Source organism: Urbifossiella limnaea (assembly GCF_007747215.1).
Classification (GTDB): domain Bacteria; phylum Planctomycetota; class Planctomycetia; order Gemmatales; family Gemmataceae; genus Urbifossiella; species Urbifossiella limnaea.
This window is the reverse complement of record NZ_CP036273.1, coordinates 543,369-568,114: the sequence shown is the minus strand read 5'-3', so window position 1 is coordinate 568,114 and position 24,746 is coordinate 543,369. Positions and strand designations below refer to the sequence as shown.

25 protein-coding genes and 1 tRNA gene are annotated in these 24,746 nt (G+C 70.7%); 3 read left to right on the top strand and 23 right to left on the bottom strand.

The window, feature by feature from the left end:
- Nucleotides 1-21: 21 nt before the first annotated feature.
- The 3 genes from ETAA1_RS02425 to ETAA1_RS02415 all read right to left on the bottom strand — a co-directional run bounded on the left by ETAA1_RS02425 (nucleotide 22) and on the right by ETAA1_RS02415 (nucleotide 3,104).
- Nucleotides 22-444: a nuclear transport factor 2 family protein gene (locus ETAA1_RS02425; protein ID WP_145233993.1), complete on the bottom strand. Its 423-nt coding sequence runs from the start codon at nucleotides 442-444 to the stop codon at nucleotides 22-24.
- A gap of 22 nt (nucleotides 445-466) precedes the next feature.
- The gene (locus ETAA1_RS02420; protein ID WP_145233991.1) at nucleotides 467-2,005 is read right to left on the bottom strand and encodes an Hsp70 family protein; all 1,539 of its coding nucleotides are present in this window, start codon (nucleotides 2,003-2,005) and stop codon (nucleotides 467-469) included.
- A gap of 94 nt (nucleotides 2,006-2,099) precedes the next feature.
- Nucleotides 2,100-3,104, bottom strand: a complete 1,005-nt coding sequence (locus ETAA1_RS02415) for a glycosyltransferase family 4 protein (protein WP_145233989.1) — start codon at nucleotides 3,102-3,104, stop codon at nucleotides 2,100-2,102.
- 50 nt (nucleotides 3,105-3,154) lie between these two features.
- On the opposite strand from ETAA1_RS02415, the gene ETAA1_RS02410 reads away from it, so the two are divergent.
- On the top strand, nucleotides 3,155-3,367 hold the full coding sequence (locus ETAA1_RS02410) for a hypothetical protein (RefSeq protein ID WP_202920607.1): 213 nt from the start codon (nucleotides 3,155-3,157) through the stop codon (nucleotides 3,365-3,367).
- A 32-nt stretch (nucleotides 3,368-3,399) separates the two neighbouring features.
- On the opposite strand, the gene ETAA1_RS02405 is transcribed toward ETAA1_RS02410, so the two are convergent.
- The 6 genes from ETAA1_RS02405 to ETAA1_RS02385 form a co-directional block, all read right to left on the bottom strand.
- A complete protein-coding gene (locus ETAA1_RS02405; protein ID WP_261342035.1) occupies nucleotides 3,400-4,023 on the bottom strand; it encodes an IS630 family transposase in 624 nt (207 codons plus the stop codon).
- Complete coding sequence (locus ETAA1_RS32665; protein ID WP_238389352.1) at nucleotides 4,020-4,469, bottom strand: helix-turn-helix domain-containing protein; 450 nt, start codon at nucleotides 4,467-4,469, stop codon at nucleotides 4,020-4,022. Before ETAA1_RS32665 ends, ETAA1_RS02405 begins: the two co-directional genes overlap by 4 nt.
- A gap of 24 nt (nucleotides 4,470-4,493) precedes the next feature.
- A complete protein-coding gene (locus tag ETAA1_RS02400) occupies nucleotides 4,494-4,904 on the bottom strand; it encodes a hypothetical protein (RefSeq protein WP_145233987.1) in 411 nt (136 codons plus the stop codon).
- Complete coding sequence (locus ETAA1_RS02395) at nucleotides 4,901-5,680, bottom strand: helicase-related protein (protein ID WP_202920606.1); 780 nt, start codon at nucleotides 5,678-5,680, stop codon at nucleotides 4,901-4,903. The genes ETAA1_RS02400 and ETAA1_RS02395 overlap by 4 nt, the downstream gene beginning before the upstream one ends.
- Nucleotides 5,681-5,936: 256 nt before the next feature.
- On the bottom strand, nucleotides 5,937-7,217 hold the full coding sequence (locus ETAA1_RS02390; RefSeq protein WP_238389353.1) for a tRNA modification GTPase: 1,281 nt from the start codon (nucleotides 7,215-7,217) through the stop codon (nucleotides 5,937-5,939).
- A 47-nt stretch (nucleotides 7,218-7,264) separates the two neighbouring features.
- Nucleotides 7,265-7,846: a hypothetical protein gene (locus ETAA1_RS02385; protein WP_145233983.1), complete on the bottom strand. Its 582-nt coding sequence runs from the start codon at nucleotides 7,844-7,846 to the stop codon at nucleotides 7,265-7,267.
- Nucleotides 7,847-7,896: 50 nt separating this feature from the next.
- Between ETAA1_RS02385 and ETAA1_RS02380 the strand changes: the two genes are divergently transcribed.
- Both ETAA1_RS02380 and ETAA1_RS02375 read left to right on the top strand, forming a co-directional pair.
- On the top strand, nucleotides 7,897-9,411 hold the full coding sequence (locus ETAA1_RS02380) for a carboxypeptidase M32 (protein WP_145233981.1): 1,515 nt from the start codon (nucleotides 7,897-7,899) through the stop codon (nucleotides 9,409-9,411).
- A gap of 103 nt (nucleotides 9,412-9,514) precedes the next feature.
- Complete coding sequence (locus ETAA1_RS02375; RefSeq protein WP_202920605.1) at nucleotides 9,515-10,432, top strand: serine/threonine-protein kinase; 918 nt, start codon at nucleotides 9,515-9,517, stop codon at nucleotides 10,430-10,432.
- Here ETAA1_RS02375 and ETAA1_RS02370 read toward each other — a convergent pair.
- The 14 genes from ETAA1_RS02370 to ETAA1_RS02310 form a co-directional block, all read right to left on the bottom strand.
- On the bottom strand, nucleotides 10,429-11,148 hold the full coding sequence (locus ETAA1_RS02370; RefSeq protein ID WP_145233977.1) for a Uma2 family endonuclease: 720 nt from the start codon (nucleotides 11,146-11,148) through the stop codon (nucleotides 10,429-10,431). The genes ETAA1_RS02375 and ETAA1_RS02370 overlap by 4 nt on opposite strands.
- A gap of 34 nt (nucleotides 11,149-11,182) precedes the next feature.
- Nucleotides 11,183-13,105 carry a hypothetical protein gene (locus tag ETAA1_RS02365; protein WP_145233975.1) on the bottom strand — a complete coding sequence of 641 codons (1,923 nt, stop codon included), beginning with the start codon at nucleotides 13,103-13,105 and terminating at the stop codon, nucleotides 11,183-11,185.
- A gap of 56 nt (nucleotides 13,106-13,161) precedes the next feature.
- Complete coding sequence (locus ETAA1_RS02360; RefSeq protein ID WP_261342035.1) at nucleotides 13,162-13,785, bottom strand: IS630 family transposase; 624 nt, start codon at nucleotides 13,783-13,785, stop codon at nucleotides 13,162-13,164.
- Nucleotides 13,782-14,231 (bottom strand): helix-turn-helix domain-containing protein, encoded by a 450-nt coding sequence (locus ETAA1_RS32660; protein ID WP_238389352.1) that lies wholly within the window; start codon nucleotides 14,229-14,231, stop codon nucleotides 13,782-13,784. The genes ETAA1_RS02360 and ETAA1_RS32660 overlap by 4 nt, the downstream gene beginning before the upstream one ends.
- A gap of 132 nt (nucleotides 14,232-14,363) precedes the next feature.
- Nucleotides 14,364-14,436: transfer RNA gene (locus ETAA1_RS02355), tRNA-Ala, on the bottom strand.
- 62 nt (nucleotides 14,437-14,498) lie between these two features.
- The gene (locus ETAA1_RS02350) at nucleotides 14,499-15,956 is read right to left on the bottom strand and encodes a DUF1501 domain-containing protein (protein ID WP_145233971.1); all 1,458 of its coding nucleotides are present in this window, start codon (nucleotides 15,954-15,956) and stop codon (nucleotides 14,499-14,501) included.
- 185 nt (nucleotides 15,957-16,141) lie between these two features.
- Nucleotides 16,142-17,014, bottom strand: a complete 873-nt coding sequence (locus tag ETAA1_RS02345) for a tetratricopeptide repeat protein (protein ID WP_145233969.1) — start codon at nucleotides 17,012-17,014, stop codon at nucleotides 16,142-16,144.
- Nucleotides 17,015-17,144: 130 nt separating this feature from the next.
- A complete protein-coding gene (locus ETAA1_RS02340) occupies nucleotides 17,145-18,491 on the bottom strand; it encodes an ATPase (RefSeq protein ID WP_145233967.1) in 1,347 nt (448 codons plus the stop codon).
- Between the two features lie 128 nt (nucleotides 18,492-18,619).
- The gene (locus ETAA1_RS02335; RefSeq protein WP_145233965.1) at nucleotides 18,620-18,835 is read right to left on the bottom strand and encodes a hypothetical protein; all 216 of its coding nucleotides are present in this window, start codon (nucleotides 18,833-18,835) and stop codon (nucleotides 18,620-18,622) included.
- A gap of 150 nt (nucleotides 18,836-18,985) precedes the next feature.
- The gene (locus ETAA1_RS02330; protein ID WP_145233963.1) at nucleotides 18,986-19,711 is read right to left on the bottom strand and encodes an OmpA family protein; all 726 of its coding nucleotides are present in this window, start codon (nucleotides 19,709-19,711) and stop codon (nucleotides 18,986-18,988) included.
- 60 nt (nucleotides 19,712-19,771) lie between these two features.
- Entirely contained in the window at nucleotides 19,772-20,731 is a 960-nt protein-coding gene (locus ETAA1_RS02325; protein WP_145233961.1) for a type II secretion system F family protein, read from the bottom strand.
- Between the two features lie 121 nt (nucleotides 20,732-20,852).
- A complete protein-coding gene (locus ETAA1_RS02320; protein WP_238389351.1) occupies nucleotides 20,853-21,821 on the bottom strand; it encodes a type II secretion system F family protein in 969 nt (322 codons plus the stop codon).
- A 150-nt stretch (nucleotides 21,822-21,971) separates the two neighbouring features.
- Nucleotides 21,972-23,360 (bottom strand): CpaF family protein, encoded by a 1,389-nt coding sequence (locus ETAA1_RS02315; protein WP_202920604.1) that lies wholly within the window; start codon nucleotides 23,358-23,360, stop codon nucleotides 21,972-21,974.
- 126 nt (nucleotides 23,361-23,486) lie between these two features.
- Entirely contained in the window at nucleotides 23,487-24,704 is a 1,218-nt protein-coding gene (locus ETAA1_RS02310; protein WP_145233959.1) for an AAA family ATPase, read from the bottom strand.
- Between the last annotated feature and the right edge of the window lie 42 nt (nucleotides 24,705-24,746).

Sequence of the window (24,746 nt, the reverse complement as noted above, 5' to 3'; positions counted from 1 at the left end):
GCGAAGCCCCGAGCCGGGCGCTCAGTCCGGCCGGGTCGCGGCGAGGGCCGCGGCGGTGTCGAAGAACTCGAAGAACTCCGCGACCTTGCCGTCGCGGAAGCGGAACACGTCCACCTTGGCCGACTCGGCCACCTTGCCCGTCGCCTTGAAGCGGAAGGCGACGAGGCTGAGCACGACGACGCGGTCGCCCTGCGCGATGAACTCGTCGGCGTTGAAGTGGAGCATCTCCCAGTCGGCGGCGAGGCCGGCGAAGTACGCCTGGGCGGCCGCCTTCCCCGCACCCGGGCGGGTGAAGTCCATGCCCGCCTTCCCCTCCGGCCCCGAGCGCATCCGCACGTCGTCGGCCATCAGGTCGAGCCACGTCTGGACGCTGCCCCCGCGCGTGTCGTGCCACTGCTGGTACGCGTGCCGCAGCTTCGCCACGTTCTCGTCGGGGGTGCTCACGGGCGGCCTCCTGTCGGGGCCGTCATTGTATCTTGAGCCCGCGCACCCATTCGGCCTCGGCCGTCAGCTGCGCCTCGGTCAGCCCGCCGGGGCGGTGGATCGTCGCCGTGGCGCTCCGGCCGCTCGTCCGGTCGCGGGCCGTCACTTCGATCCGGCCGTTCGCCGCCACCCCGCACCGCACCTCCACCGGCGACCCCTTCGGCAGCTCGGCCGGCAGCCCGTCGATCCAGCACTCGCCGACCGGAATGCACGCCGCCGCCTGCGGCGACTCGCCCTGCAGAATCCGCACCCGTACCCGCGACTGCCCCTCGCCGATCGTGAAGTACTCGCGCGTCACCGCCGCCGGCAGTTGCGTGTTCTTGGCGATCAGGATGTCGTTCCGCCGCGTGCCGTCCGGCTGCTTCACCTCCACCCCCAGGCTGTGCGCGTTCACGCTGATCTCGATCACGTCCGCGAGCAACTCGTGGACTGGCGTGTCGCCGCGGCGGATGCCCTGCTCGCGCTGGTACACGATCCCCGCGTGCGCCGCCGCCCCGCGCGCCACCACCTCGCTCACGGCGAGCGAGCGGTCGGGCTCCCTGCCGGTCACCTCGGCGAGCATCCGCCCCACGGCCGGCATGTGGGTGCTGCCGCCAACGAGGAGCACGCGGTCGATCTTGTCCCACGTCAGCCCGGCCTGCCGCAGCACCTGTTGCGTGGTCAGCCGCGTGCGGACGAGCAGGTCTTTCGTGATCGACTCGAACTCGCCGCGCGACAGCGGCATCGACACGCGGTGGCCGGCGTGGCTGACGGTGAGCGTGGTCTGTTCGACCTTGCTGAGCGTGCGCTTGGCGCGCTCGGCGGCGGCTTGCAGGGCGACGAGCGAGAGCGGGTCGAGGCGCGGGTCGGCGCCGCCGGCCTCGCGCTGGAAGCGGTCGGCGGCCCAGCCCACGAGCTTGTCGTCCCAGTCCTTGCCGCCGAGGCGCACGTCGCCCTCCACGGCCAGCACGCGGAACCGCTTCTTCCCCAGACTCACGACCGTCACGTCGAACGTGCCGCCGCCGAGGTCGTAGACGAGGACGGTGCCCGGCGTCGCCCCGTCGGCCCCTTGCAGCGAGTAGGCGAGCGCCGCGGCCGAGGGTTCGTCCACGATGTCGATCACGTCGAGGCCGGCGATGCGGCCGGCGTCCATGGTCGCCTTGCGGCGGGTGTCGTCGAAGTAGGCCGGCACGGTGATGACGCAGCCGGTGACGCGGCCGAGTTGCTGCGCGGCGTCGGCGGCGAGCTTGCGCAGGATGACCGCGGAGAGCGTTTCGGGGCGGAAGGCACGGCCGGCGACGGGGTGGCCGAGGTCGGGGTAGCCGATGCGGCGCTTCACCAGCGTCGCCACGCGGTCGGGGTAGTCGAGAGCCAGGTCGAGCGCCGGCTGGCCGACGACGGCGGTGCCGTCGGGGCCGAGGTACACCGCCGACGGGGTGAGCACGTCGCCGTCGCGGTTGGGCACGGTGACGGGCCGGCCGCGCTCGTCGAGTGCGGCGACGGCGCAGAAGGTGGTGCCAAGATCGATGCCGATCAGCGCCATGACGGACCCGGGTGCGCGGGGGCTGTCGCCCCATTGTACCGCGAACCGCCGCCGCTCGCGGCGTAGCGACCGCGGTCGCTACGCCGCGAGCGGCTTATCCCACCGGCACCAGGTTCTCGAAGAACTGCCGCGTGCAGCGCTCCCAGGTGTAGCTCGCGCCCTCCGCGGCGCACGCCGCAGGGTCGCCGGCGCTGAGCGCCCGCCGCACCGCCGTTCCCAAATCCTGATCGACCGCCCCGAGCGCGTCGCGGGTGATGATGTCGATCGGCCCCGTCGCCGGGTACGCCGCCACCGGCAGGCCGCTCGCCAGCGCCTCGATCACCACGATGCCGAACGTGTCGGTGCGGCTCGGGAACACGAACACGTCCGCCGCCGCGTACGCCTCGCCGAGCGCCTCGCCCTTGCGGTAGCCGAGGAATATCGCCGCCGGGTACTTCCGCTCCAGCTCCGCCCGCGCCGGGCCGTCGCCGACCACGAGCTTGGTGCCGGGCGCGTCGAGCTTCAGAAAGTCCTCGATGTTCTTCTCGTGCGACACCCGGCCGACGTACAGCATCACCGGCCGCGGGTACGCCTCGGGCTTCGGCCGCGGGCGGAAGATGCCCAGATCGACGCCGCGGCTCCAGCGCCGGATCGGGGCGCGGAAGCCGCGGGCGGTCAGCTCCTTCTCCAGGCTCGGCGTCGCCACCATCATCGTGCCGGCGGCGTCGTGGAACCAGCGGAGGAAGCGGTACGTCGGCCACAGCGGCACCCGGGCCAACTCCTTCAGGTACTCCGGGAAGCGGGTGTGGTACGATGTGCTGAAATTCCACCCCCGGCGGCGGCAGAAGTGGCGAACCAGCAGCCCCAGCGGCCCCTCCGTGGCGATGTGGACGTGGTCCGGCCGGAACCGCCGCACCCGGTCGTACACCCGCCCCGGCCGCGGGATCGCCAGTCGGATTTCCGGGTAGAACGGCACCGCGACCGACGCAAACGCCGTCGGCTCGACGACCTCGACCGTGTGCCCCCACTGGCGCAGCACTTGCGCGGTGGTGTCGAGCGAGCGGACGACGCCGTTCACCTGCGGGTGCCAGGCGTCGGTGGCGATCAGAACGCGGGCCATGCCGGCAGTGTGCGGCGACCCGTGTGAGGATTCAAGACAAAGGGTTGCTCATGCCGGTCGATCCCGACAAGCGGAAGATGCGCGAGGTGAAGCGGGCCGTGAAGAAGCGCGGCAACAAGCACCGCCGTCAGGAGTTGAAGAAGACGCTGGCCGGGAACCCCGAGGAGGCGGCGCACGCGGAGGAGAATCTGGGCCGCTTCCGCTCCGACACGCTCAACGGCCTCGACCGCGACGCGACGCGGCGGAAGCCGGACGCGGGCTGACCCCGGCCGCGTCGCTCGGACGGGAATATACCTTACGCGGCCAGGAGTGATACGTCCTCGAACGTCTGAAACTCCAGCGTCATGAGGGATTCGAGCGCTTCGGCGTGGGTGGACGGGATGCCCGCCAGGGTGTCTTCGATGGCCGCTCGGAAGGAGGCGAAGTCGGGGTGGTACTTGCCGTACACGCTCCGCCGCTTGGCGAACCCCCACAGGCGCTCGATCAGGTTCAGGTTGGGTGAGTAGCTGGGCAGGAACAGCAGGCGGATGGACAACTCCGCCGCGAGCCCCTGCACCACCTTGTTCCGCTGATACCGCGCGTTGTCCAGCACCACCGTCACCGGCCCGACCCACCCCTCGGCGGCGATGGCCCGGAGCAGTTGGCACATGGTGTCGGTGTTCACCACGGTGGTGTTGGTGACGCTCAGCAGGCGGCGGGTGACGGCGTCCCATGCGCCCAGCACGTTGAACCGCTGGCGGCCACTGGCGGCGCGGACGAACACCCGCAGGACCGACCACAGGCAACACAGGTACGTCCCGTACACGAAGTGGGCGGCGTCCACGAACAGCACGTGCGCGGTGCCGGCGGCGGCCGCGTCCAGGGCCGGTCGCAGTTCGGTGTCGAGGAACTGCCGCTGGGTGGCGACGTGTTCGGTCAGCGACTTTTTGGGGGCACCGGGACGGCCCGGGTCCGCTGCCAGCGGAAGCCCAGCCCGGCCAGGAAGGTGCGGGTCTGGGTGAGGCCACGGCGAAGCCCGGTCAGGCGTTCGATGCGGTCGGCGGCCTCGGCGATGGTGCGGACCGGGGTGGCGGTGAGGGACTGGCGGATGGCGTCGGCGTGGTCGGCCAGTTCGCTCGTCGGGATGTGGCGGTCGCAGCGCCGGAGTCCGTCCAACCCGCCGTCGCGGTAGGCCAGGACGTACCGCTTGGCGGTGGCGATCCCGACGTGGGCGAGGCGGGCGGCGTCCTCACGGCCGTGGCCGAGGTGGACGGCCCACAGGACGAGCATCCTGCGGCGGATGACCGGGTCGGGGTGACCGTCGCGGTCGGCGAGGACGGCCACCTGCTCGTCGGCGGACAGGGCGGGGCGAAACCAAGTAGCCATCCGTGGCTCCGGGGAACGTGATGCTCACGCACGGGCCAGAGTAGACGCAATCGACACCCGGACGAACAGATCAATCGTTCCCGGGCGGGGTATAAACACCCCTTCGCCGCGGTTCACCCCGTGGTCGAGGCGCGACGCGTTCTGCGAAATGAACCACTCGGGGAACTGCCAGACGGTGAGCCCGGTCCGGGGGGCCGTCGGGTCTTCATTGTCCGGCGGCGGGCTGAAGAGTTTCAGGGACGGCAGGTTGAGCAACCGCTTCAGCTTCTCGATCAGCCGCGGCTCGTGGATCTCGTCCGTCACCTGGAACCAGTGTTCCAGCCCGCCGACGATCGCCGACTGGTTGGGCAGGTCGACGAGCGAGCCCGGCCCGAAGGTGGTAACGACTTGACTGTGGCGGAGTTGGCCGTGCGGCCGCTTGTTCGGCGTGGTCATTGGCCGTCCTCCTCGACGTCGGCGTTGTCGAACGTCTTCACCCACAGGTTGACGCTTGGTTCGACGTCCCGCATCGAGCGGTTCGCGCGGAACTTGCGGTGCCGCATCGGCTTCTTCTTCAGCTCCGGGTCGAGGAAGGTGTACAAGAGCGGCTGCGCGCCCCCGGCCTCCGCCTGGTACTGCAGCGCGATCCCGTCGTTGTGGTAGTCGTGCGCGATCTTGCTCCACTCGTCGAGCAGGTCCATCACGCGGCTCCGCACGCGACTCCGCAGGGCCTCGGCATCGGCCTTGTCCTCCAGCATCTTCTCGGCCCGGGCCACGAGCGAGTCGATGACGAAGTCCAACGCCGGGCGGTTCTTGAGGATCTCTTGCGCCCCAAGTGGAGCCGTCATCGCGGGCAGTCCGAGACGTGCGAGGGCGACGACGGTGCCGGCCAGCCCGCGGTCGAGCGCGCGGGGCGAAAAGGGCGTGACGCTCGTGGCCTCGACGCTGCGGTAGAACGTCTCGTGGTAGCAGCTGAAGCGTTCGTAGTGGGAGCGGTCACGCGGGCGGTGGATGTTGAGCACCGTCACTACCAACCCCGGGCGGGCGACGTCGCGGCCGACGCGGCTCGTCGCCTGGATGTACTCGGCGCTCGTCTTCGGCTGTCCCAGCACCACCATCAGCCCGAGCCGGGTGATGTCGAGGCCGACCGAGATCATGTTGGTGGCGATCGCCACGTCCACGTGGTCCTTCTCCGAAAACGGTAGCGCGAGCAGCCGCTTCGCCTCGGCCACCCGAAGCCGCCACGTTCCTCAACGTGGGCGTGGGGCGTCGTCGCGCCTGCCTCGTCCGGAGGTGAGGCGAATCTGCTTCCCCTCGAAGTGCGTGAAGTACGCCCCTTTGGTTGCGTAGTAGCGAACGCTGGATTTCCGGCCGCGCGCCATCGCCCACCCCCGATTTCCGTACTCCACGGGGGTATTCTACCGAATTCCGTGCTCATTTCCGTGCTCCGCTGTCACGGAAGCCGCGAGAAACAGCGAAAATGGCGACTCACTTCCCGATGCAGAAGCGGCTGAAGATGCGGTCCAGCAGGTCGGTCGTGTACACGGCGCCGACCATCTCACCGAGCTGGCCGACGGCGTTCCGCACGGCCAGCGCCGCCAACTCCGGCGGGTCGTCCAGCGCCAGGTGCCGGTGCGCCGCGGTCAGGTCGGCGGTACACGCGTCGAGGTGGTGCCGGCAGCGACTCTGGCTCGGCGCCAGCGGCGGCCGCGCCAGCGCCGCCACGCGCTCCGCCAGCGCCGCCCGCAGCGCGGCCACGCCCCCCGGCGCCACCGCCGACGCGGACACGACCCCGGGCTCGGCGTCACCCCCCAGGTCCGACTTCGTCCGCACTCGGATCAGCTCGCCGCTCGCGGCGGGGCCGGTAAACGCGTCCCCCGGCTCGGCGCACCGCAGCACCACGTCCGCGGCCGCCGCCGCCCCGGCGCCGAGCCGCTGGGCCTGCTCCTCGATGGCGTCCGCCGCCGCGGCCGCGCCGGCGGTGTCGATCAGCTCCACGTCCACGCCGTCGAGCGTCAGCCGGGCCGTGAGGTAGTCGCGCGTCGTGCCCGCCTCGGGGCTGACGAGCGCCGCGGCGCCGCCGACGAGCGCGTTGAACAGGCTGCTCTTGCCGGCGTTCGGCGGCCCCACCAGCGCCGCCCGCACCGCCCGCCCGCTGACCGCCCGGCCGTCGAGCTGCCGCCGCAGGTTCGACAGCCGGGCCAGCGCCGCCGTCACCCGCAACAGCGCGTCCGACTTGCCGACGAACGTGATGTCCTCGTCGGCGAAGTCGAGCGCGGCTTCGAGGTCGGCGAGGAGGTTCAGCAGGTCGTCGCGGACGGCGTGGAGCGGTTGCGTCACCCCGCCGGCGAGCTGGGCCAGCGCCGCCGTCAGGTCGGCGTCGGTGCCGGCGGCGACGACGGCGTGAACGGCCTCGGCGCGCGGCAGGTCGAGCTTGCCGGCCAGGAACGCCCGCAGCGTGAACTCCCCCGGCCGCGCCGGCCGCGCCCCCGCGGCGAGCAGGTCGGCGACGAGTCGTTCGACGAGCGGCGGCGAGCCGACGGTGTGGAGCTCGGCCACGTCCTGCCCGGTGTACGACCGCGGGCCGGCGAAGACGTACAGGTCCGCCGGCACGGGCGAATGCACGCCGGAGAGCGCGAGCCGGCCGGGGGAGAGGTGGCGGTCGGCGGCGGGGGCGTCCGGCGTGAACACGCGCGCCACCACCTCCCGCGCCGCCGGCCCGCCGACGCGCACGACTGCCCGCGCCCCCGGGCCGGGGGCCGACGACACCGCAACGATGGTATCGTCCGGGTGCGGCGTGGTACTGCCAGAAAGACTCATACGGGTGCGAACATGTAGAGGATGAAGAACGGCAGGTAGAGGATGAACAAAGACATCGGGAACCCAAGGGCCAGGACGAAGGTGCCGATGAACAGCTTGTTCCGCCCGTAGTCGGACAGCTCGCCCTCGCCGAACGCGGCGTTCAGAAACAGGTACACGGCGTAGAACCACAGCGGCGGGAGCAGCAACCCGAACACCGCCGCCAGCACCAGCCGGCGGGCGTACTCGTCGCGGGAGCCGACGGGCGCGGCGGCCGGTTCCGGCTCGTCCTCGCACCCGGCCGCGGGTTCGGGCTCGTCGTCGGGCTCGGGCTCGTCGGCACCTTCGTCGTACTCCGCCCCGAAGCCCTCGCCGTCGTCACCGAACTTGCGGCCGAGCTCGACCACGGCGCGCTCGGCGTCGTCCTCGCGGACCTGCACCTTGATGCCGCCGACGGCCTGGCCGAGCAGCCAGTCCATGCTCACCACCTCGGCGTCGGTCACGACGGCGTCGATGCCGCCGGCCCGGAGGGCGTCCGCGGCCATCTGCGCCATCACCACCTGGTCGAACGTGGCGATCGTGACCAGCTTCGTCCCCATCGCCGCCCCCCGTTTCGCTACACCGACATGATACCCGCCCGGAGCCGCGCATGACCGCCGCCGACAGCTACGCCGAACTCGTCCGCCGGTCCAAGGAGCTCGGCGTCCTCAACTCCTGCGCCGCCGTCCTCGGCTGGGACCAGCAGACGTACATGCCGGCGAAGGGCGCCGGCCTCCGCGGCGAGCAGATGGCCTTCCTCGCCGGGCTGGCCCACGGCAAGGCCACCGACCCGAAGGTCGGCGAGCTGCTGGCCGCGGTCGAGGGGAGCGACCTGGTGCGCGACCCCGAATCCGACGCCGCCGCGAACGTGCGCGAGCTGCGCCGCGGGTACGACCGCAGCACCAAGCTGCCGGCGTCGCTCGTGGAGGAGCTGGCCCGCGTCACCACCGCCGCGCAGCAGGCGTGGCAGCAGGCCCGCGCCGCCAACGACTTCCCCGCCTTCCGCCCGCTACTGGAACAGGTCGTGGCCCTGAAGCGGCAGGAGGCGCAGGCCGTCGGCTACACCGACCACCCGTACAACGCCCTTCTCGACGAGTACGAGCCCGGGGCGACCGTCGCCGAGGTGCGCGAGGTGTTCGCCGGCCTCACCCGCAGCCTCGTGCCGCTCATCAAGGCCATCGGCGACAGCGGCAAGAAGCCCGACCGGAGCGTGCTCGAACGCGACTTCCCGGTCGAGCGGCAGAAGGTGTTCGCCGAGGCGGCCGCGGCCGCGTTCGGGTTCGACTTCGCCGCCGGCCGGCTCGACACCACGGCGCACCCGTTCTGCTCCGGCGTCGGCCCCGGCGACTGCCGGCTCACCACGCGGTACAACCCGCGGTTCTTCAGCGAGGCGTTCTTCGGCGTCCTGCACGAGACGGGCCACGGGCTGTACGAGCAGAACCTGCCGGCCGAGCACTTCGGCACGCCGGTCGGCGGCGCGTGCTCGCTCGGCATCCACGAGAGCCAGAGCCGCCTGTGGGAGAACCAGGTCGGCCGCGGCCGGCCGTTCTGGGACCACTTCTTCCCGCGCCTCCGCCAGACGTTCCCGGCCGCGCTCGCCGGCGTCGAGCCGGAGCGGTTCTACTTCGCCGTCAACGAGGTGAAGCCGTCGCTGATCCGCGTCGAGGCGGACGAGGCGACGTACAACCTGCACGTGGCACTGCGGTTCGAGCTGGAGCTGGGGCTGATCTCCGGCGACCTGGCCGTCGCCGACCTGCCGGGGGCGTGGAACGAGCGCTTCAAGGCGCTGCTGGGCCTGGACGTGCCCGACGACGCCCGCGGCTGCCTCCAGGACATCCACTGGAGCTTCGGCGGCATCGGCTACTTCCCGACCTATACCCTGGGCAACCTCTACGCCGCGCAACTGATGGCCGCCGCCCGCCGCGACCTGGCCGGGCTCGACGACGACTTCCGCCGGGGCGAATTCAGCCGCCTCAAGGGCTGGCTGGGCCAGCACATCCACCGCCACGGCGGCCGCTACCGGGCCGGCGAGCTGTGCCGCCGGGCCACCGGCGAGCCGCTGTCGGCGGTGCCGTTCATGTCGTACCTCAACGAAAAGTTCGGGCCGCTGTACGGCGTGTGCTAGAGTTCGCCTAACCGGTAAACCCGCACCGGCACCCCCTGCCGGCCGTCGTATGAGTTCCCGCGAAACCGCCCCGCCCACGTCGCCCGCCGGAATTACTGCCACCGTGTCCGCCCGCTCGGGCGACACGCGGGCGCTGGCGTACCTGCAGCGCGAGGTCACGGCCGAGCCGCCGCAGGAGACACCGCCCCCGCCGCAGACCGGCGACCGGGTCGGCTCGTTCGTGCTGCAGGACAAGCTCGGCGAGGGCGTGTCGTGCCACGTCTTCCGGGGCTGGGACGCCGCCCGCAGCTGCCCCGTCGCGCTGAAGATTCTGAACTGGGCAAACGTGTTCGACCGCGCCGCGGCGATGAAGCAACTCCGCACGGAGGCGCTGACGCTGAGCCGGGTGAAGCACCCGCAGGTGGTGCGGTTCATGGACTTCGGGTTCGACCCGCGCTGGCCGTACCTCGTCACCGAGTTCTTCGAGGGCCGGCCGCTCGGCGAGCTCCTGCGGGCCGGCGGCGCGCTGCCGGCCGGGTGGGCGCTGCACCTCGTGTCGCAGATGGCCGACGCGCTCGGGGCGGTGTGGCAGGCCGGGGTGGTTCACCGGGACGTGAAGCCGGACAACATGTTGGTGGGGCCGAACGGGTCGGCCAAGCTCATCGACTTCGGACTGGCCATGTCGGAGGTGTTGCAGGCCGGCCGCACCGACATCAGCCCCGAGTTGGCCGGCACCGCGGGGTACCTGGCCCCCGAGCAGGCGAAGGACGCCGGCACGGTGGACCACCGGGCCGACATCTATTCGCTCGGCGTGACGCTGTACGAGGCGCTCACGGGCCGGCTGCCGTTCGAGGGGAAGAACCGGGTGCAGGTGATCTTCCAGCACCTGAGCAGCGTGCCGGTGCCGCCGGCGCAGCGGGCGCCGGGGGTGCCGCCGCTGGCGTCGGACCTGTGCCTGTGGATGCTGTCGAAGGACCCGGCCGACCGGCCGCAGAACCACACCGAGCTGCGGCAGGCGTTCGACACCGTGATCGGCCGCTAGCCGCCCGTCGCCCGCGCCAGCTCCTCGCGCAGCCGGGCAATCTCGGCGTCGGCCGCGAGCCGCGCCGCCCGCTCGGCGTCGAGCGCGATCTGCATCTCCGCCTCCCGCCGCACCAACTCCCCCGGCAGCGGCACCAGCTGCCCGCGGAACCAGAACCGTACCCAGCCGTCGAGCAGCCCGACCTCCAGTTCCAGCTCCGGGACCGCCAACCGACCGGCGGCGTCGGGGCGGACCGCCTTGTACCCGCCGGGGCCGAGCCGGAAGAGCGTCAGTTCCTGGTTGTCCGGGTAGAATTGCAAGTAGTACGGGACCTTCAGCTCGCCCTCGTACAGGTCGTAGTTCTGCTCGTAGTCCTTCCGCTGGGTGTGCTTCGACACGTACTCCAGCACCAGGAACGGGCCGACCGGCTGGACGTGGGTGCTGAAGTTGCCTCGGGCCTGGATCGGCTCGGGGTGGATCACGATGAAGTTGTCCGGCACCACCTGCCCGATCGCCTTCCGCCCCCGCCGCGGGTACTGCACCAGCAGTTCGTTGAAGCACTGCACGTCGGGCCGGGCCTCGCGGATGACGGCGAAGCTCTCGAGCGTGATCTCGCGCTGCCGGGCGTGGTCGGTCGCCTCCATGAAGTGCTCCAGCGGGAGGGAGCGCAGGTAGCGCTGCTCGGCCTCGTCGAGGGTCCGCAGCAGGTCGGGGTCTGGCGTCGTCCGCGGGGTCATGGCGCCCTCCGGGGGGTGCGTCGTGTGTGCCAGCTTACCGGTTCTCCCACACCAGCGTCAGCCGCGGGACGGGGCCGGGCAGGCGCAGCCGGACGTGCCGGACCGGGTCGCCCACGTCCACCGCCTCCACCCAGTCCGGCTCGCCGCGGTTCACGTACGACGGGTACACCCGCAGGCCGTCCGCCCAGTGCAGGCTCAGGTCCACCACGCCCTCGCGGTCCGGCACCACGTTCGACAGCGTCACCCGCGTCGTCGTTGCCCCGTCCCACGTCGCCGACCCGCTCAGCACGAACGACCGCGGCCGCTTCAGCTCGAACAGCACCACCGGCCGGCCGTCCTCCGTCAGCCGGGCCGCCACCGCCGCGGCCGGGTACTTCGACCACCGCTCGATCGCCGCCGGCGTCCGGCCCACCACCCAGCCGACGTTGTACCAGTGGCAGAAGCGGTCCAGCTCGGCGTCGGGGCGGGCCGCGAGCGGGCGGCCGGTCAGGCAGCCGGCCTGCATCCGGCAGAAGCCCGACTCGACGCCGCACGCCGGGTCCAGCCCGCCGAGGTAGGCGCGGTCCGTGAGCACCGGCAGCAGCGCCGTCCAGTTCCACCCCGGCCGCGGCTCGTCGCCGTCGTCCCAGAGGATCCGCGCCTCCGGCGTCGTGTGCCGCTTCAGCGCCGCGACCAACTCGTCCTGTTCGCCCGACAGGCCGACCAGCAGCGGCCGGCAGTCCACCTGCGCCACCGAGGCCAACGGCCGGGTCGGCCCGTCGGCCCAGCCGAGGAGCAGCACGCCGGCCACGGCCGCGAGCGTGACCAGCCCGGCGAGTTTGAACCGGGCCAGGACCGCCCACACGGCGAACGACGCCGGCACCGCCAGCAGCCCGGCGGCGAGCGGGATCAGGCGGTCGGGCGTGTCCGGGGCGCACTGCGGCCACTCCGCCGACAGCCGCGCCAGCGCCACGGCGCCGGCCGCGGTGACGGCGACGAGCCCGGCGGCGCCGCGGTGCCCGGACTTCCACAGGAGCACGAGCCCGGCCGCCGACAGCACCGCGACCGGCACGCCGAACGGCACCGAGTTCAGCAGCGCCGCGTAGTCCGACGGCCCGCCGGCGACGGCCTGCCACGTCGGCAGGGGGGCCGGCTCGCCGGGGCTCGGCTCGCGGTGCCACCAGTAGCGGACCCAGTCGGTGAGCCACCACGCGTTCGGGGCGATGCCCGCGGCGACGACGCCGAGCAGGCCGAGGTGCCACGCCAGCTCCTGCCGCGGCGCCACGGCCACGTAGAAGACCACGACCACCGGCAGCACGCCGACCCACACCACCGGGTGCGCGTACCACCCGGCCGCGGCCGTGACCGCCAGCACGAGCCACGAGTCGACGCCGAACCACTTCGCGTACCGGGCCAGCCAGCACACGAACACGACGACCGCGAGCCCGGCCAGCAGGTAGTCGATCTCGCCCTCGTCGATCAGGCGGTGGACCGGCCCCGTCGCCGAGATCACCACGCCGGCGGCCCCCGCGAGCACGGCGGCGCCGGCGGGGAGCCCGGCGCCGCGGGCGGCCAACACGAAGCCGAGCGGCACCAGCAGCAGCAGCCCGAACAGGCCGACCTTGTACGCGGCCGGCGAGTAGCCGCGGCCGGCGAGCCACAGCACGAGCTCGGCCGGGCGGCAGGCGCCGTCGAACACGGGCGTCTTGGCGTACCCGGCCTGGAAGTTGGGGTCGTAGACGGTGGTGGCGCCGCGGGCGCGGAACGCCTCCGCGCCGAGGGTGCCGTGGTACAGGTGAAGCGGGTGTCGGCCCGAGAGGACGGGCCGGTCGTCGAGCAGGTCGGCGAACGCGCGGTGCGGGCCGAACAGCCCCAACAGCAGGCCGGCCTGGGCGCACGCCACCGCGACCACGCCCAGCAGCCAGCGCGGGTGGTGACGGAACCCGTCGGTCGGCGTGTCGTCCATGACGGGCGGCATCCTAGCCGCACCCGGCCGCGGGGGGCAAGGCGGGATTCGCGGCGCGGGCTTATACCCTACGCGGCCAGGAGTGATACGTCCTCGAACGTCTGAAACTCCAGCGTCATGAGGGATTCGAGCGCTTCGGCGTGGGTGGACGGGATGCCCGCCAGGGTGTCTTCGATGGCCGCTCGGAAGGAGGCGAAGTCGGGGTGGTACTTGCCGTACACGCTCCGCCGCTTGGCGAACCCCCACAGGCGCTCGATCAGGTTCAGGTTGGGTGAGTAGCTGGGCAGGAACAGCAGGCGGATGGACAACTCCGCCGCGAGCCCCTGCACCACCTTGTTCCGCTGATACCGCGCGTTGTCCAGCACCACCGTCACCGGCCCGACCCACCCCTCGGCGGCGATGGCCCGGAGCAGTTGGCACATGGTGTCGGTGTTCACCACGGTGGTGTTGGTGACGCTCAGCAGGCGGCGGGTGACGGCGTCCCATGCGCCCAGCACGTTGAACCGCTGGCGGCCACTGGCGGCGCGGACGAACACCCGCAGGACCGACCACAGGCAACACAGGTACGTCCCGTACACGAAGTGGGCGGCGTCCACGAACAGCACGTGCGCGGTGCCGGCGGCGGCCGCGTCCAGGGCCGGTCGCAGTTCGGTGTCGAGGAACTGCCGCTGGGTGGCGACGTGTTCGGTCAGCGACTTTTTGGGGGCACCGGGACGGCCCGGGTCCGCTGCCAGCGGAAGCCCAGCCCGGCCAGGAAGGTGCGGGTCTGGGTGAGGCCACGGCGAAGCCCGGTCAGGCGTTCGATGCGGTCGGCGGCCTCGGCGATGGTGCGGACCGGGGTGGCGGTGAGGGACTGGCGGATGGCGTCGGCGTGGTCGGCCAGTTCGCTCGTCGGGATGTGGCGGTCGCAGCGCCGGAGTCCGTCCAACCCGCCGTCGCGGTAGGCCAGGACGTACCGCTTGGCGGTGGCGATCCCGACGTGGGCGAGGCGGGCGGCGTCCTCACGGCCGTGGCCGAGGTGGACGGCCCACAGGACGAGCATCCTGCGGCGGATGACCGGGTCGGGGTGACCGTCGCGGTCGGCGAGGACGGCCACCTGCTCGTCGGCGGACAGGGCGGGGCGAAACCAAGTAGCCATCCGTGGCTCCGGGGAACGTGATGCTCACGCACGGGCCAGAGTAGACGCAATCGACACCCGGACGAACAGATCAATCGTTCCCGGGCGGGGTATAAACGAACAAAGCCCCGGGATTCCCGGGGCTTTGCGAGGTGGAGGTGAGGGGAGTTGAACCCCTGACCTCTTGAATGCCATTCAAGCGCTCTCCCAACTGAGCTACACCCCCCTCTGGATAGAGAAGGATACGCGGCCCGGGTTCGCGCGTCAAGACGCGGGCGCTTTTCCGCATCAGCTCAGAATGCCGCTCACCACCTCGCCCTTCACCAGCTCGCGCGGCTGGTTCAGGTGGTTGTACACGATCGTGTCCGGCTTGATGCCCAGGCTGTGGTACACCGTCGCCAGCAGGTCCGTCGGGTGAACCGCGCCTTCCAGCGGCGCCGAGCCCGTCGCGTCCGAGCGGCCGTAGACCAGCCCGCGCCGCACGCCGGCGCCGGCGGCGATGCCGGTGTAGCAGTACGGCCAGTGGTCGCGGCCGTCGTCCGAGTTCTGGTTGCCGCTCGTGCTCACGCCGCGCTGCGGGCTCCGGCCGAACTCGCCCACCGCCACCACCAGCGTCTCACTCAGCAGGCCGCGCTGGTCCAGGTCCTCGATCAGCGCCGACACGCCGGCGTCGAGCATCGGGGCCGACTGGTTCTTCATTCGGGCGCTCAGCCCGACGTGGACGTCCCACGAGTGGTTGTCCGAGTTCGCCACCTTCGGCCAGATCACCTCGACGACGCGGGTGCCGGCCTCGACGAGCCGGCGCGCCAGGAGGCAGCACTGGCCGAACGTGTTCTTGCCGTAGCGCTCGCGGACCTGCGGCGGTTCGGCGCTCAGGTCGAACGCCCGCCGCGCCCGGCCGCTCACCACCAGCCCCAGCGCCTGCCCGTAGTACTCGTCCAGGTCGTGGCGCGCCACCGCCGCTTCCACGTCCGGCATCCCGCGGGCGATCGTCTCGCGCAGCGTCGCGCGGCGCTCCATGCGGGCGCTCGTCGTCTCCTGGCGCAGCTGCAGGTCGTCGGTGCGGATGCGGTCCATCTTCGCCATGTCCATGTCGTCGCCGGCCGGGTACAGCAGGTACGGGTCGTAGGCCTTGCCGAGGAACCCGGCGCTCCCGCCCTTCCCCACCACGTTGCTCTCCTGCAGCGGCCGCGGCATCATCACGAACGGCAGCATGGGCACGGTCGGCGGCTTGAACTTGATCACGTTCGAGCCGAACGTCGGGAAGTCCTTCGGGCTCGGCGGCTCCAGCTGGCCCGACGGGCTCACCTTGTCCGTCGTGTAGCCGGTGTGCATCTGGTAGATCGCGGCCGTGTGGTTGAACAGGCCCACCGGCGTGTAGCTGACGGCGCGCATCAGCGTCGTCTTGTCCAGCACGTTGGCGATCTTCGGCAGCAGCTCGGTGACCTGCGTGCCCGGCAGCTTCGTGCTGATGGGGCGGAAGACGCTCTTCACCTTGTCGGGGACGTTGTCCTTGGGGTCCCACAGGTCGAGGTGGCTGGGGCCGCCTTGCAGGTAGATGAAGATGACGCTCTTGGCCTTGCCGAAGCCGGGGCCGCCCGCGGGCGTCGGGTTGGCCTTCGCCTGCATCCCGAACAGCTGGCCGAGGCTGAGGCCGAGCACGCCAGAGCCGCCGACGCGTAGCAGGTCGCGGCGGGTGACGCCGTCGCAGGTGTCGGCGGACGCGGCGCCGGGGACGACGAGCATGATCCGGGCTCCGGGAAGAGGAGGCGAACAGGCGGGTAGGGGAAGTGTAGCCGAGGACGGGCAAGGTCGCAAGAACTTTCGCGCGCGCCGGTTCGCCGGTTCGCCGGTTCGCCGCTTCGCCGGTTCGCCGCTTCGCCGCTTGCGGCGTAGCGCCCCCGGGCGCTACGCCGCAAGCGGCGAAGACATTACGGTGCCACGCCGCCGACGGTCTGGATCGCGTTCCCCGGGTTGACCGCGGGGGGCGTGGTCGGGTGCGTGTGGTCGAGCTCGGCCAGCAGGCCGAGCGTGTTGGCGTGCTGCGGGTCGGCGCGGAGGGCCAGCTGCAACTGCTGCCGGCTCGCGTCCGGCTGGTTCGTGTGGAGCAACACCGCGGCGATGTTGTACCGGGCCTGCGCCTCCGGCATCACCCGGCTCATCGCGGCGAACGCCTCGTCCCACCGACCGGCCCGCGCCAGGCAGAACCCACGGGTCTTCTGGATCGAGCGGTTCTCGGGGTCCAGCCGCAGCGCCGAGTCGCACCAGGCGCACGCCCCGGTCCAGTCCTGGAAGCGGGCGCACGCCATCGCCGCCTCGTGCTGCACCGCCGCGTCCTTCGGGTACAGGTCCACGTACCGCTTGAACGCCGCGGCCGTGCGCTCGCGCTCGCCGGTGCGGACGTACATGCGGGCCATGCCGAGCAGCGCCCCCTGGTGCTTCGGGTCCTGCTTCAGCGCCCGCTCGTAGCGGTGCCGGGCCAGGTCGAGCAGCTCGTCCTTGTTCTGCGGGGCGGGGTCGAGGAACGCGCTCTGGACGTGCGTGTCGCCGAACGCCGTCTCCGCGTCCGGCCCGAGCTTCTGCCCCGACTTCCGCGGCTGGGCCACCTCGACGGGCATGCCGCCGCCGGTCGGCCCGGCGCCGGGCGGCGCCGCCGCGACTGGCTGCTGGCCGCCGCCGAACAGCTTGGACTGTTGGGGTGGTGTGGGGTTCACGAACCCGGGCGGGGTGGTGTTGCGGGAGCAGCCGACGCCGCCGAGGAGGAGCCCGCCCGCGATCAGCAGCTTCAACCGTCGGCCGTCCATGGCCCGCCCTCCCGCGCGAAATGGAATCGTCGTGCTAACTGTTTCGACCCGCACGGCCCCCCGACTCGATAGATATTCCCAAACCGCGGGTGTTGCGCAGATTGACGCCGGTCGCGGCTTCGCGCCGCGGTCACGTGAACTCGGCGATGAAGCTGGCCGACGCCTCGACCATCAGGTCGCGCGTCAGGTGCACCGGCTGCCGCCGGTAGCGGCAGATGGACTGCACGATCTCCAGCAGGTCGCGGCAGTCGCTGGCCCGCGGGGTGCGGCCGCGGTTGTAGTACCGCTCGTACAGGTAGTCCACCGCCTCGGCCGAGTAGTTCAGCCCGAGCCGCTTGCAGTTCCCCGCGAAGATGCGCTCGTACACGTCGCGGGTCGGCGCCAGCACGCCCACCTTGTGCCGGATGCGGCGCAGGAAGGCGTCGTCCACCAGGTCCTTCGGGTCGAGGTTGGTGCTGAAGATGATGAGCTGCTCGAACGGCACCTGGAACTTCTTCCCGCTCGCCACGGTGAGGAAGTCGTGGCGGTCTTCGAGCGGCAGAATCCAGCGGTTCAAGAGCTCCTTCGGGCTGCACCGCTGGCGGCCGAAGTCGTCGATCAGGAACACGCCGCCGTTCGCCTTGAAGTGGATCGGCGCCTGGTAGAACTTGGCCTCGGCGTTGTACCGCAGGTCGAGCATGTCCAGGCCGAGCTCGCCGCCCGTCACGATCACCGGCCGGCGGATGCGGACCCAGCGCTGGTCCATCGCGCCGGTCGTCAGCAGCTTGCGGATGGTGGCGTCGGCCTCGTCGCCGACCTCGGCCGGGGCGTCCTCCACGGCGTGCAGCGACGGGTCGAACACCGTCACGATGTTGCCGTCGGCCACGAACGCGTAGGGCACGAAGATGCTGCCGCCGGTGGTGTTCATGAAGTCGCCGATGGACCGGGCCATCGCCGTCTTGCCGTTGCCCGGGGGACCGTAGATGAACACGCTGCGGCCGGACACGATCGCCGGGCCGAGGTTGTTGAACATCTCCTCCTTCATCACCAGGTGGCTGAACGGCGCCCGCAGCGCCTCGGGGTAGCACTGCAGCCCGGTCACGGCCTGGCGGTAGCACTGCTCGACGTAGTCCTCGAGGGGCACCGGCGCGGGGCCGACGTAGGCGCACTGCTCCATCGCCTCCTGGGCGCGGCGGCGGCCGAGGTCCAGCAGGCTGTACTTGTAGCTGACCTCACCCACCAGGTCGCCGCCGTCCACCTGGATGCACTTCTCGTCCTTGAGGTAGCGGAGCGGCTCGCGGACCACCTTGAACGGCAGGCACAGGAGCTGCGCCATGTCGCGGCCGAGCATGGCCCCGCGGGCGTACAGCGACTTCAGGAGGAGGTCACAGACGAAGGCGTGCGACAGCCCCGCCTCGCGCATCGAGTCCGGGGCGACGGGCGCCTCGGGGGCGGGGTTCCCTTCCCAGTCCACCACGGCGTGCCGGCTCAGGGACATGTTTGCCTCGTAATTGGCAGTTGGGAGTTCGTAATTTGGGGGGTTGATCGAGGGTTCAAGTCCACGATGTCAAGGGTGCCTGAAACCGAGGTTCAGCCCCCAAAATACAAACTCCCAATTACAACGAACTACTTGACCCACTTCCCGCGGGTGATGATGAACAGCGACACGGCCCCGACGCCGAGGGCGGCCATGACGATGCCGTTCTGCTTCTTGAAGAAGTCCGCCCAGTGGTCGACGAAGTTGGACGCGTAGCCGCCGAACAGGGGGGTCGCGGGGGACGCGGCGGCGGCCGGACCGGCGGACGCGGCGAGCGCCGCGGCGACGAGGAGCGAGCGGGTCATCGGGGTGCGTCCGGGGTGCGGGCGATTCAAGCGTAGGTCACGAACCGGGGGATTGATGATTTGGGAATGACGATTGATGAATGGAAGACAGCGGCTGGCTCGGCGCCCGTGTCTTCCATTCATCAATCGTCATTCCCAAATCATCAATACTCAGTAGTTCGGCCCGGTGCCGCCGCTGCTCGGACCGCCGCTGCTCGGACCGCCGGGCGCACCCGGGCTACCGCCGCTGCTCGGGCTGTTCGTCGACTGCACGCCGCCGCTACCGGTCGCCTGCACGCCGACGCCGCCGCTGAGGACGCCGCCGACGTACCCGGTCGCCTGGCCGCGGTACGCCCGCGCCGAGAACTCGGCCGGCATCCCCGGCACCGGGGCGTCGATGACGTGAATCTCGTACGCCACCGCCTGCAGCGTCGGCTGCGCCGCCATGTACTTGCGGATCGTCTCGGCGCGCTTCGCGGTGAGCTCGTCGCGGCGGGCACCCACCGTGTCGAGGCCGCCGGCGCCGTAGGCCGGGATGTCGCGGGCCACCTGGAGGTAGACCTTGCTGTCCGGGTGCGGCCGCTTCTGGGCGATGGCGTCGAGCTTGGCCTGGCCGGCCGGGTTGAGCTTGTCCGAGCTCGTGTCGAAGTGCCAGTTCCACACCGTCGCTTCGAGCACGTTGCCGTTGTTCACCTGGGCGGCGAACGGGGCCAGCGTGTGGGCGCGAGCCTGGGCGTTGTAGCGCTCGGGGTAACAGGGGTCGACGGCGTTGTAGTAGCGGGTCCAGCCCTCCGGCTGGTCGCTCTTGCCGGCGTGGCCGCCGGTGCCGTGGCACCCGGTGGCGGCGAGGCCGCCGACCATCAGCGCCGCAGCCGCCGTCCGCATGGATCGGGTCATCTCGTCTCCTCCTTGAGAACCCCGGCCGGGCGTCCTGCCCGGTTTCGGGGGCGATTGTCGTCAGCCCGCCTTCAACAGGTTCCGCGAGATCTGGATCGCCGCCGGCCCGACCAGCACCACGAAGATGGCCGGGAAGATGAACAGCACCAGCGGGAAGATCAGCTGCACGGCCGTCTTCGCCGCCTTCTCCTCGGCCAGCTGCCGCCGCCGGGTCCGCATCGAATCCGACTGCACCCGGAGGGCCTGGGCGATACTCGACCCGAACCGGTCCGCCTGGATCAGGATCGCGGCCAGGCTGCGCACGTCGTCCACGCCCGTCCGGACGCCGAGGTCGTGCAGCACTTCCCGCCGCGGCCGGCCCATCTGCAGTTGCAGGTTGGCCAGCTGGAACTCCTCACAGAGAATCTTGGCGTGCCCCTTCATTTCCTCGGTCACCTTGCGGAGGGCGGCGTCGAGGCCGAGGCCGGACTCGACGCACACCACCAGCAGGTCCAGGGCGTCCGGCAGGGTCAGGAAGATCTCCTTCTGCCGCGTGGACACCATGTACCACAGGGTGATCTGGGGGAGGTAGAACCCGAGCCCGCCGAGGAACACCGTCCATTCCATCGACCTGAGAGTGAACCCATCTTTGAGCAGGAAGAAGAAAAGGGCGGGGAGGAGGAACCCGACTAGGCAAACTACGCGGAGGCCGAGGTACACGGACGCCGCCTGCTCGCTCCGGAAGCCCGCGTTTGCAAGTTTTACCCGCAGCGTGTTCTTCTCCAGCTCGCTCTGCGGCTCCATGGCGCCGCCGAGGTTGCTGAACATGTCCTTGATGCCGGCGAACCGCTGGCGGCTCTCCGGCCCGTTGACGTCGATGTCCAGCAGCGACTTGGGCCGGCCGATCCGCTCCAGGCGTTCCTCGGCCTGGCTGTTCCGGCTGGAGATCGCGGACAGCACCCAGAAGGTGCCGGCCACGATGGCCCCGAACACGAACACCGGGGCCAGCTCCTCGGCGGTGAAGAACGCGAACAGTTCCACGGGAGCCCCTCGGGGGGGCCGCGGGCTGTCAGCTGTCGGCTGGCAGCCCGCGGCCTGTCATGATGATGGTCGCGGTGCGGGCGAGTGTGATTATCCGGCGGACGGCCGACGGCGATTCCGGCTACACCTTGATGTCCACGATCTTCTTGATGGCGAAGGCGCCGAGGATCATCAGCACGATGGCCCCGACCGACATCTTGACCCCGAGCTCGTCCTTCCACAGCAGCTCGATGTAGTCGGGCTTCATGAACATCATCATCAGGAACAGGCCGATCGGCAGGGCGATCAGCACCACACCCGAGAGCCGGCCTTCCGCCGTCAGCGCCTTCACCTGGCCCAGGATCTTGAACCGCTCGCGGATGACGTGCCCGATCCGGTCGAGGATTTCCGCCAGGTCGCCACCGGTCTGCCGCTGGATCGCCACGCTGGTCACGAAGAACCGCAGGTCCAGGTTCGGGACGCGGTCGCACATGCCGTCCAGCGTCTCCTCCAGGGAGATGCCCAGGTTCTGCTCGTCGTAGACCCGGGCGAACTCCTTGTTGATCGGCGGCGGCATCTCCTCCGCGACCACGTGCATGCCGGCGGCGAGCGAGTGGCCGGCCCGGAGGGCGCGGGCCACGAGCTCCATCGCGTCGGGCAACTGGCTGGCGAACTTCTTCAGCCGGGTGGCGCGGGTCATGTGCAGCCACACCCACGGCATCACGAACATCATGAGGCCGCCGATCGGCACCACGTACACGTTCGCCAGCCACAGGCTCAGCACCGCCCCGACCACGCCCAGGCCGACCGAGATGCCGAACAGGGCGCTCGGCTTGATGTTCACGTCGGCCTGCTCGAACACCTTGGTGAGGTCGAACGCCCCGGGCGTGATGCGGTCGAGGAAGGTGCGCTTGTCTTGTTCTTGCAGCGCCTGCTTCAGGAGCATGTCGGCGGACGAGTCCTTGCGGACGTTGCGGCCGACGAGCACGTCGAGCCGCTCGGCGGCGCGCTCCTCGGCCCGGCCGCCGAAGGCCAGGAAGATGAGCACGACGGTCGCCACGACCAGGCCGCCGATGAGCATCGGCAGGATCGGCATCAGGGTGGACATCATCGCGGTGGTCCTGGTGCGGGGCGGATTCCCGTCCGCCGAAACTCTAGTTCGCGTCAGTCACACTTGTCGTCGGGGCGCGGCGATTTTTCTGCCCGAATCTCAGACACCTCGCGGCCGTGCGGGCGAGCTCCGCACCGCCGCGGGTGGCGGCTAATCCCGCATCAGAATCCGTTCGGCGAACATGTTGCTCGGGAGCTTCACGCCCTTGGCTTCCAGCCGGTTGATGAACGACGGGCGGACGCCGGTCGCCTCGTACTGGCCGTACGCCCGGCTGTTCTGGTCGATGCCCAGCTGCCGGAACCGGAAGATCTCCTGCATGATGATCACGTCTTGTTCCATGTTCATCACCTCGGTGATGTGCGTGATCTTGCGCGGCCCGCCCTGGAGGCGGTTGGCCTGGATGATGAGGTCGATGGCGGAACAGATCTGCTGCCGCATCGCCTTCACCGGCAGCTCGAACCCGCCCATCATGATCATCGTCTCGAGCCGGGTCAGCCCCTCGCGCGGGGTGTTGGCGTGGAGCGTCGCCAGCGACCCGCCGTGGCCCGTGTTCATGGCCTGGAGCATGTCCAGCGCCTCGGAGCCACGAACCTCACCGATGATGATGCGCTCCGGCCGCATACGCAGGGCGTTGCGCACGCAGTCGCGGGTGGTCACGGCGCCCTTGCCCTCGATGTTCGGCGGGCGGGTCTCGAGCCGGACCACGTGGTCCTGCTGCAGCTGGAGCTCGGCCGCGTCCTCGATCGTCACCACCCGCTCGTCGCCGGGGATGAAGCTGGACAGCGTGTTGAGCAGCGTCGTCTTGCCGCACCCCGTACCGCCGCTGATGAGGATGTTGAGCCGGGCCTTGATGCAGGCCTCCATCAGCATCGCCATCTCGGGCGTGAACGCCTTGTAGTTCAAGAGGTCTTCGAGCTTCAGCGGGTTGGCGCCGAAGCGGCGGATGCTCAGGCTCGCGCCGTCCAGCGCGATCGGCGGGATGACGGCGTTCACGCGCGAGCCGTCCGGCAGGCGGGCGTCCACCATCGGGCTCGTCTCGTCCACCCGGCGGCCGACCTTGGAGACGATGCGGTCGATGATCTGGAGCAGGTGGTCGTTGTCGCGGAACTTCACGTCCGTCTTCTCGAGCTTGCCGCGCCGCTCGACGTATATCTTGTGCGGGCCGTTCACCAGGATGTCGCTGATGCTCGGGTCCTTCAGCAGCACCTCGAGCGGCCCGAACCCGAGCGTCTCGTCGAGGATCTCCTCGATCAGCTTCTCACGCTCGATGCGGTTGAGGAGCGGGTTCTCGGTGTCGCACAGGTGCTCGATGACGCGGCGGATGTCGCGCCGCATGGCGTCGGACGACAAGTCCTTCACGCGGGTGAAGTCGAGCCGCTCGACGAGCTTGGAGTGGATCTGGCGCTTGAGCTCGTCGTAGTTCTTGCCGCTGCCGTTGCCGCCGGCCGTGCTCGGGCTGGTGAGGCGCGAGATGCCGCTGGCCCCGTTGCCGCTGTTGAGGCTGTTGAGCTTCGAGATGCCCTGCTGTAGACGGCTCATCGGTGTGTCTCTGATCCCGCGTTGTGTCGATCAGGGCGAGCGGCCGGCGCGAGCCGGCTGGTCGTTGTTTCGGGCACCTGCAACCCCGACCAGCCGGCTCGCGCCGGCCGCCCGCCGGGGTCCGCGTCACCGCTTGCCGAAGAACCCCCACCCGCCCTTGCTGCCGCGGTCCGGGCCGGCCGAGACCGGCTTGCCGAACAGCGCCTGCGCCAGCCCGGCCAGGCTCTGCTGCACCCGGCTCTTGGGGGCGTGCTTCACCAGCGGCTGACCCGCCACGCGGGCGCCGATCACCGCCTTCGGGTCGTTCGGGACCTGCCAGAAGATCGGCTTGCCGATGACTTCCTCGGCCTTCTTCAGGCTGATCCCTTCCTCGACCGTGTCGGCGCCGAACCGGTTGATGACGACGCGAATCTTGTCGGCCAGCCCTTCCTCGCCGCCGAGGACGTGGACGAGCCGCACCACGTTCCGCAGGCTGCTGAGCTCCAACTGCGCCGTCAGCAGGATCACGTCCGCCATCCGCAGGCCGATGAGGTCGGTCGGCAGCAGGCTCTTGGACAGGTCGAGCACCAGGTGCGTGTAGCTGATCTTCAACAGGTTCAGCACGCGGGCGACGTGGTCCTCGTGGACCAGGCCCACCTCGGCGATTTCGAGCGGGTGCCGCAGGATCGACAGGCCGCTGGCGTCGTGCTTGGCCATCGCCCGGCGGAGGAAGTTCATGTCCAGCCGCTCGATGTTCCGCGCCAGGTCGGCGATCGAGATGTTCTCGTAGCCGTTCACCTCCAGCGCGATGTCTGCGTCGCCGAGCGTCAGGTCGAGGTCGATGAGGGCGGCGGCGCTGGCCGGGTCGGCGGCGAGCGTGGCGCCCAGGTTCACGGCCAGGGTCGTGGTGCCGACGCCGCCGCGGGAGCCGAGGACGGCGACGATGCTGCTGGCCCCGCTCTGTCGGCCGGACGGCCCGAGCGACTGCTCGGCCGTGTTGCCGCCGGCCTCGCCGAGCGCCCGCCGCAGCGCGGCCAGCATGTCTTCCAGGGTCACCGGGTGGGTGAGGAAGTACTTGGCCCCCTTCTGGAGGCTCATCAGCAGCGCCTGGTGGTCGTGGCTGATGGTGAGGATGGGCAGCTTCGGGTTCTCGGCCGAGATCTGGCCGATCATGTTGAGCGCTTTGTTCTTGTCGGCGTCGAGCGCGACGATGGCCAGGTCCGGGGTGTTGGTCTGGATCACGTCGAAGAAGTACTCGTAGCGGGCGCACTCCGCCTCGAGCCAGACGAAATCGACGCCCAGCAACAGCGTGCGGAGCGACTCGCGGGTGGACTCGTTCGGGTCGACGATCGCCACGCGTTGCATGAGACCACCGGAATCAGGGGTGCGAGTCTGGCGGGCGAGCCG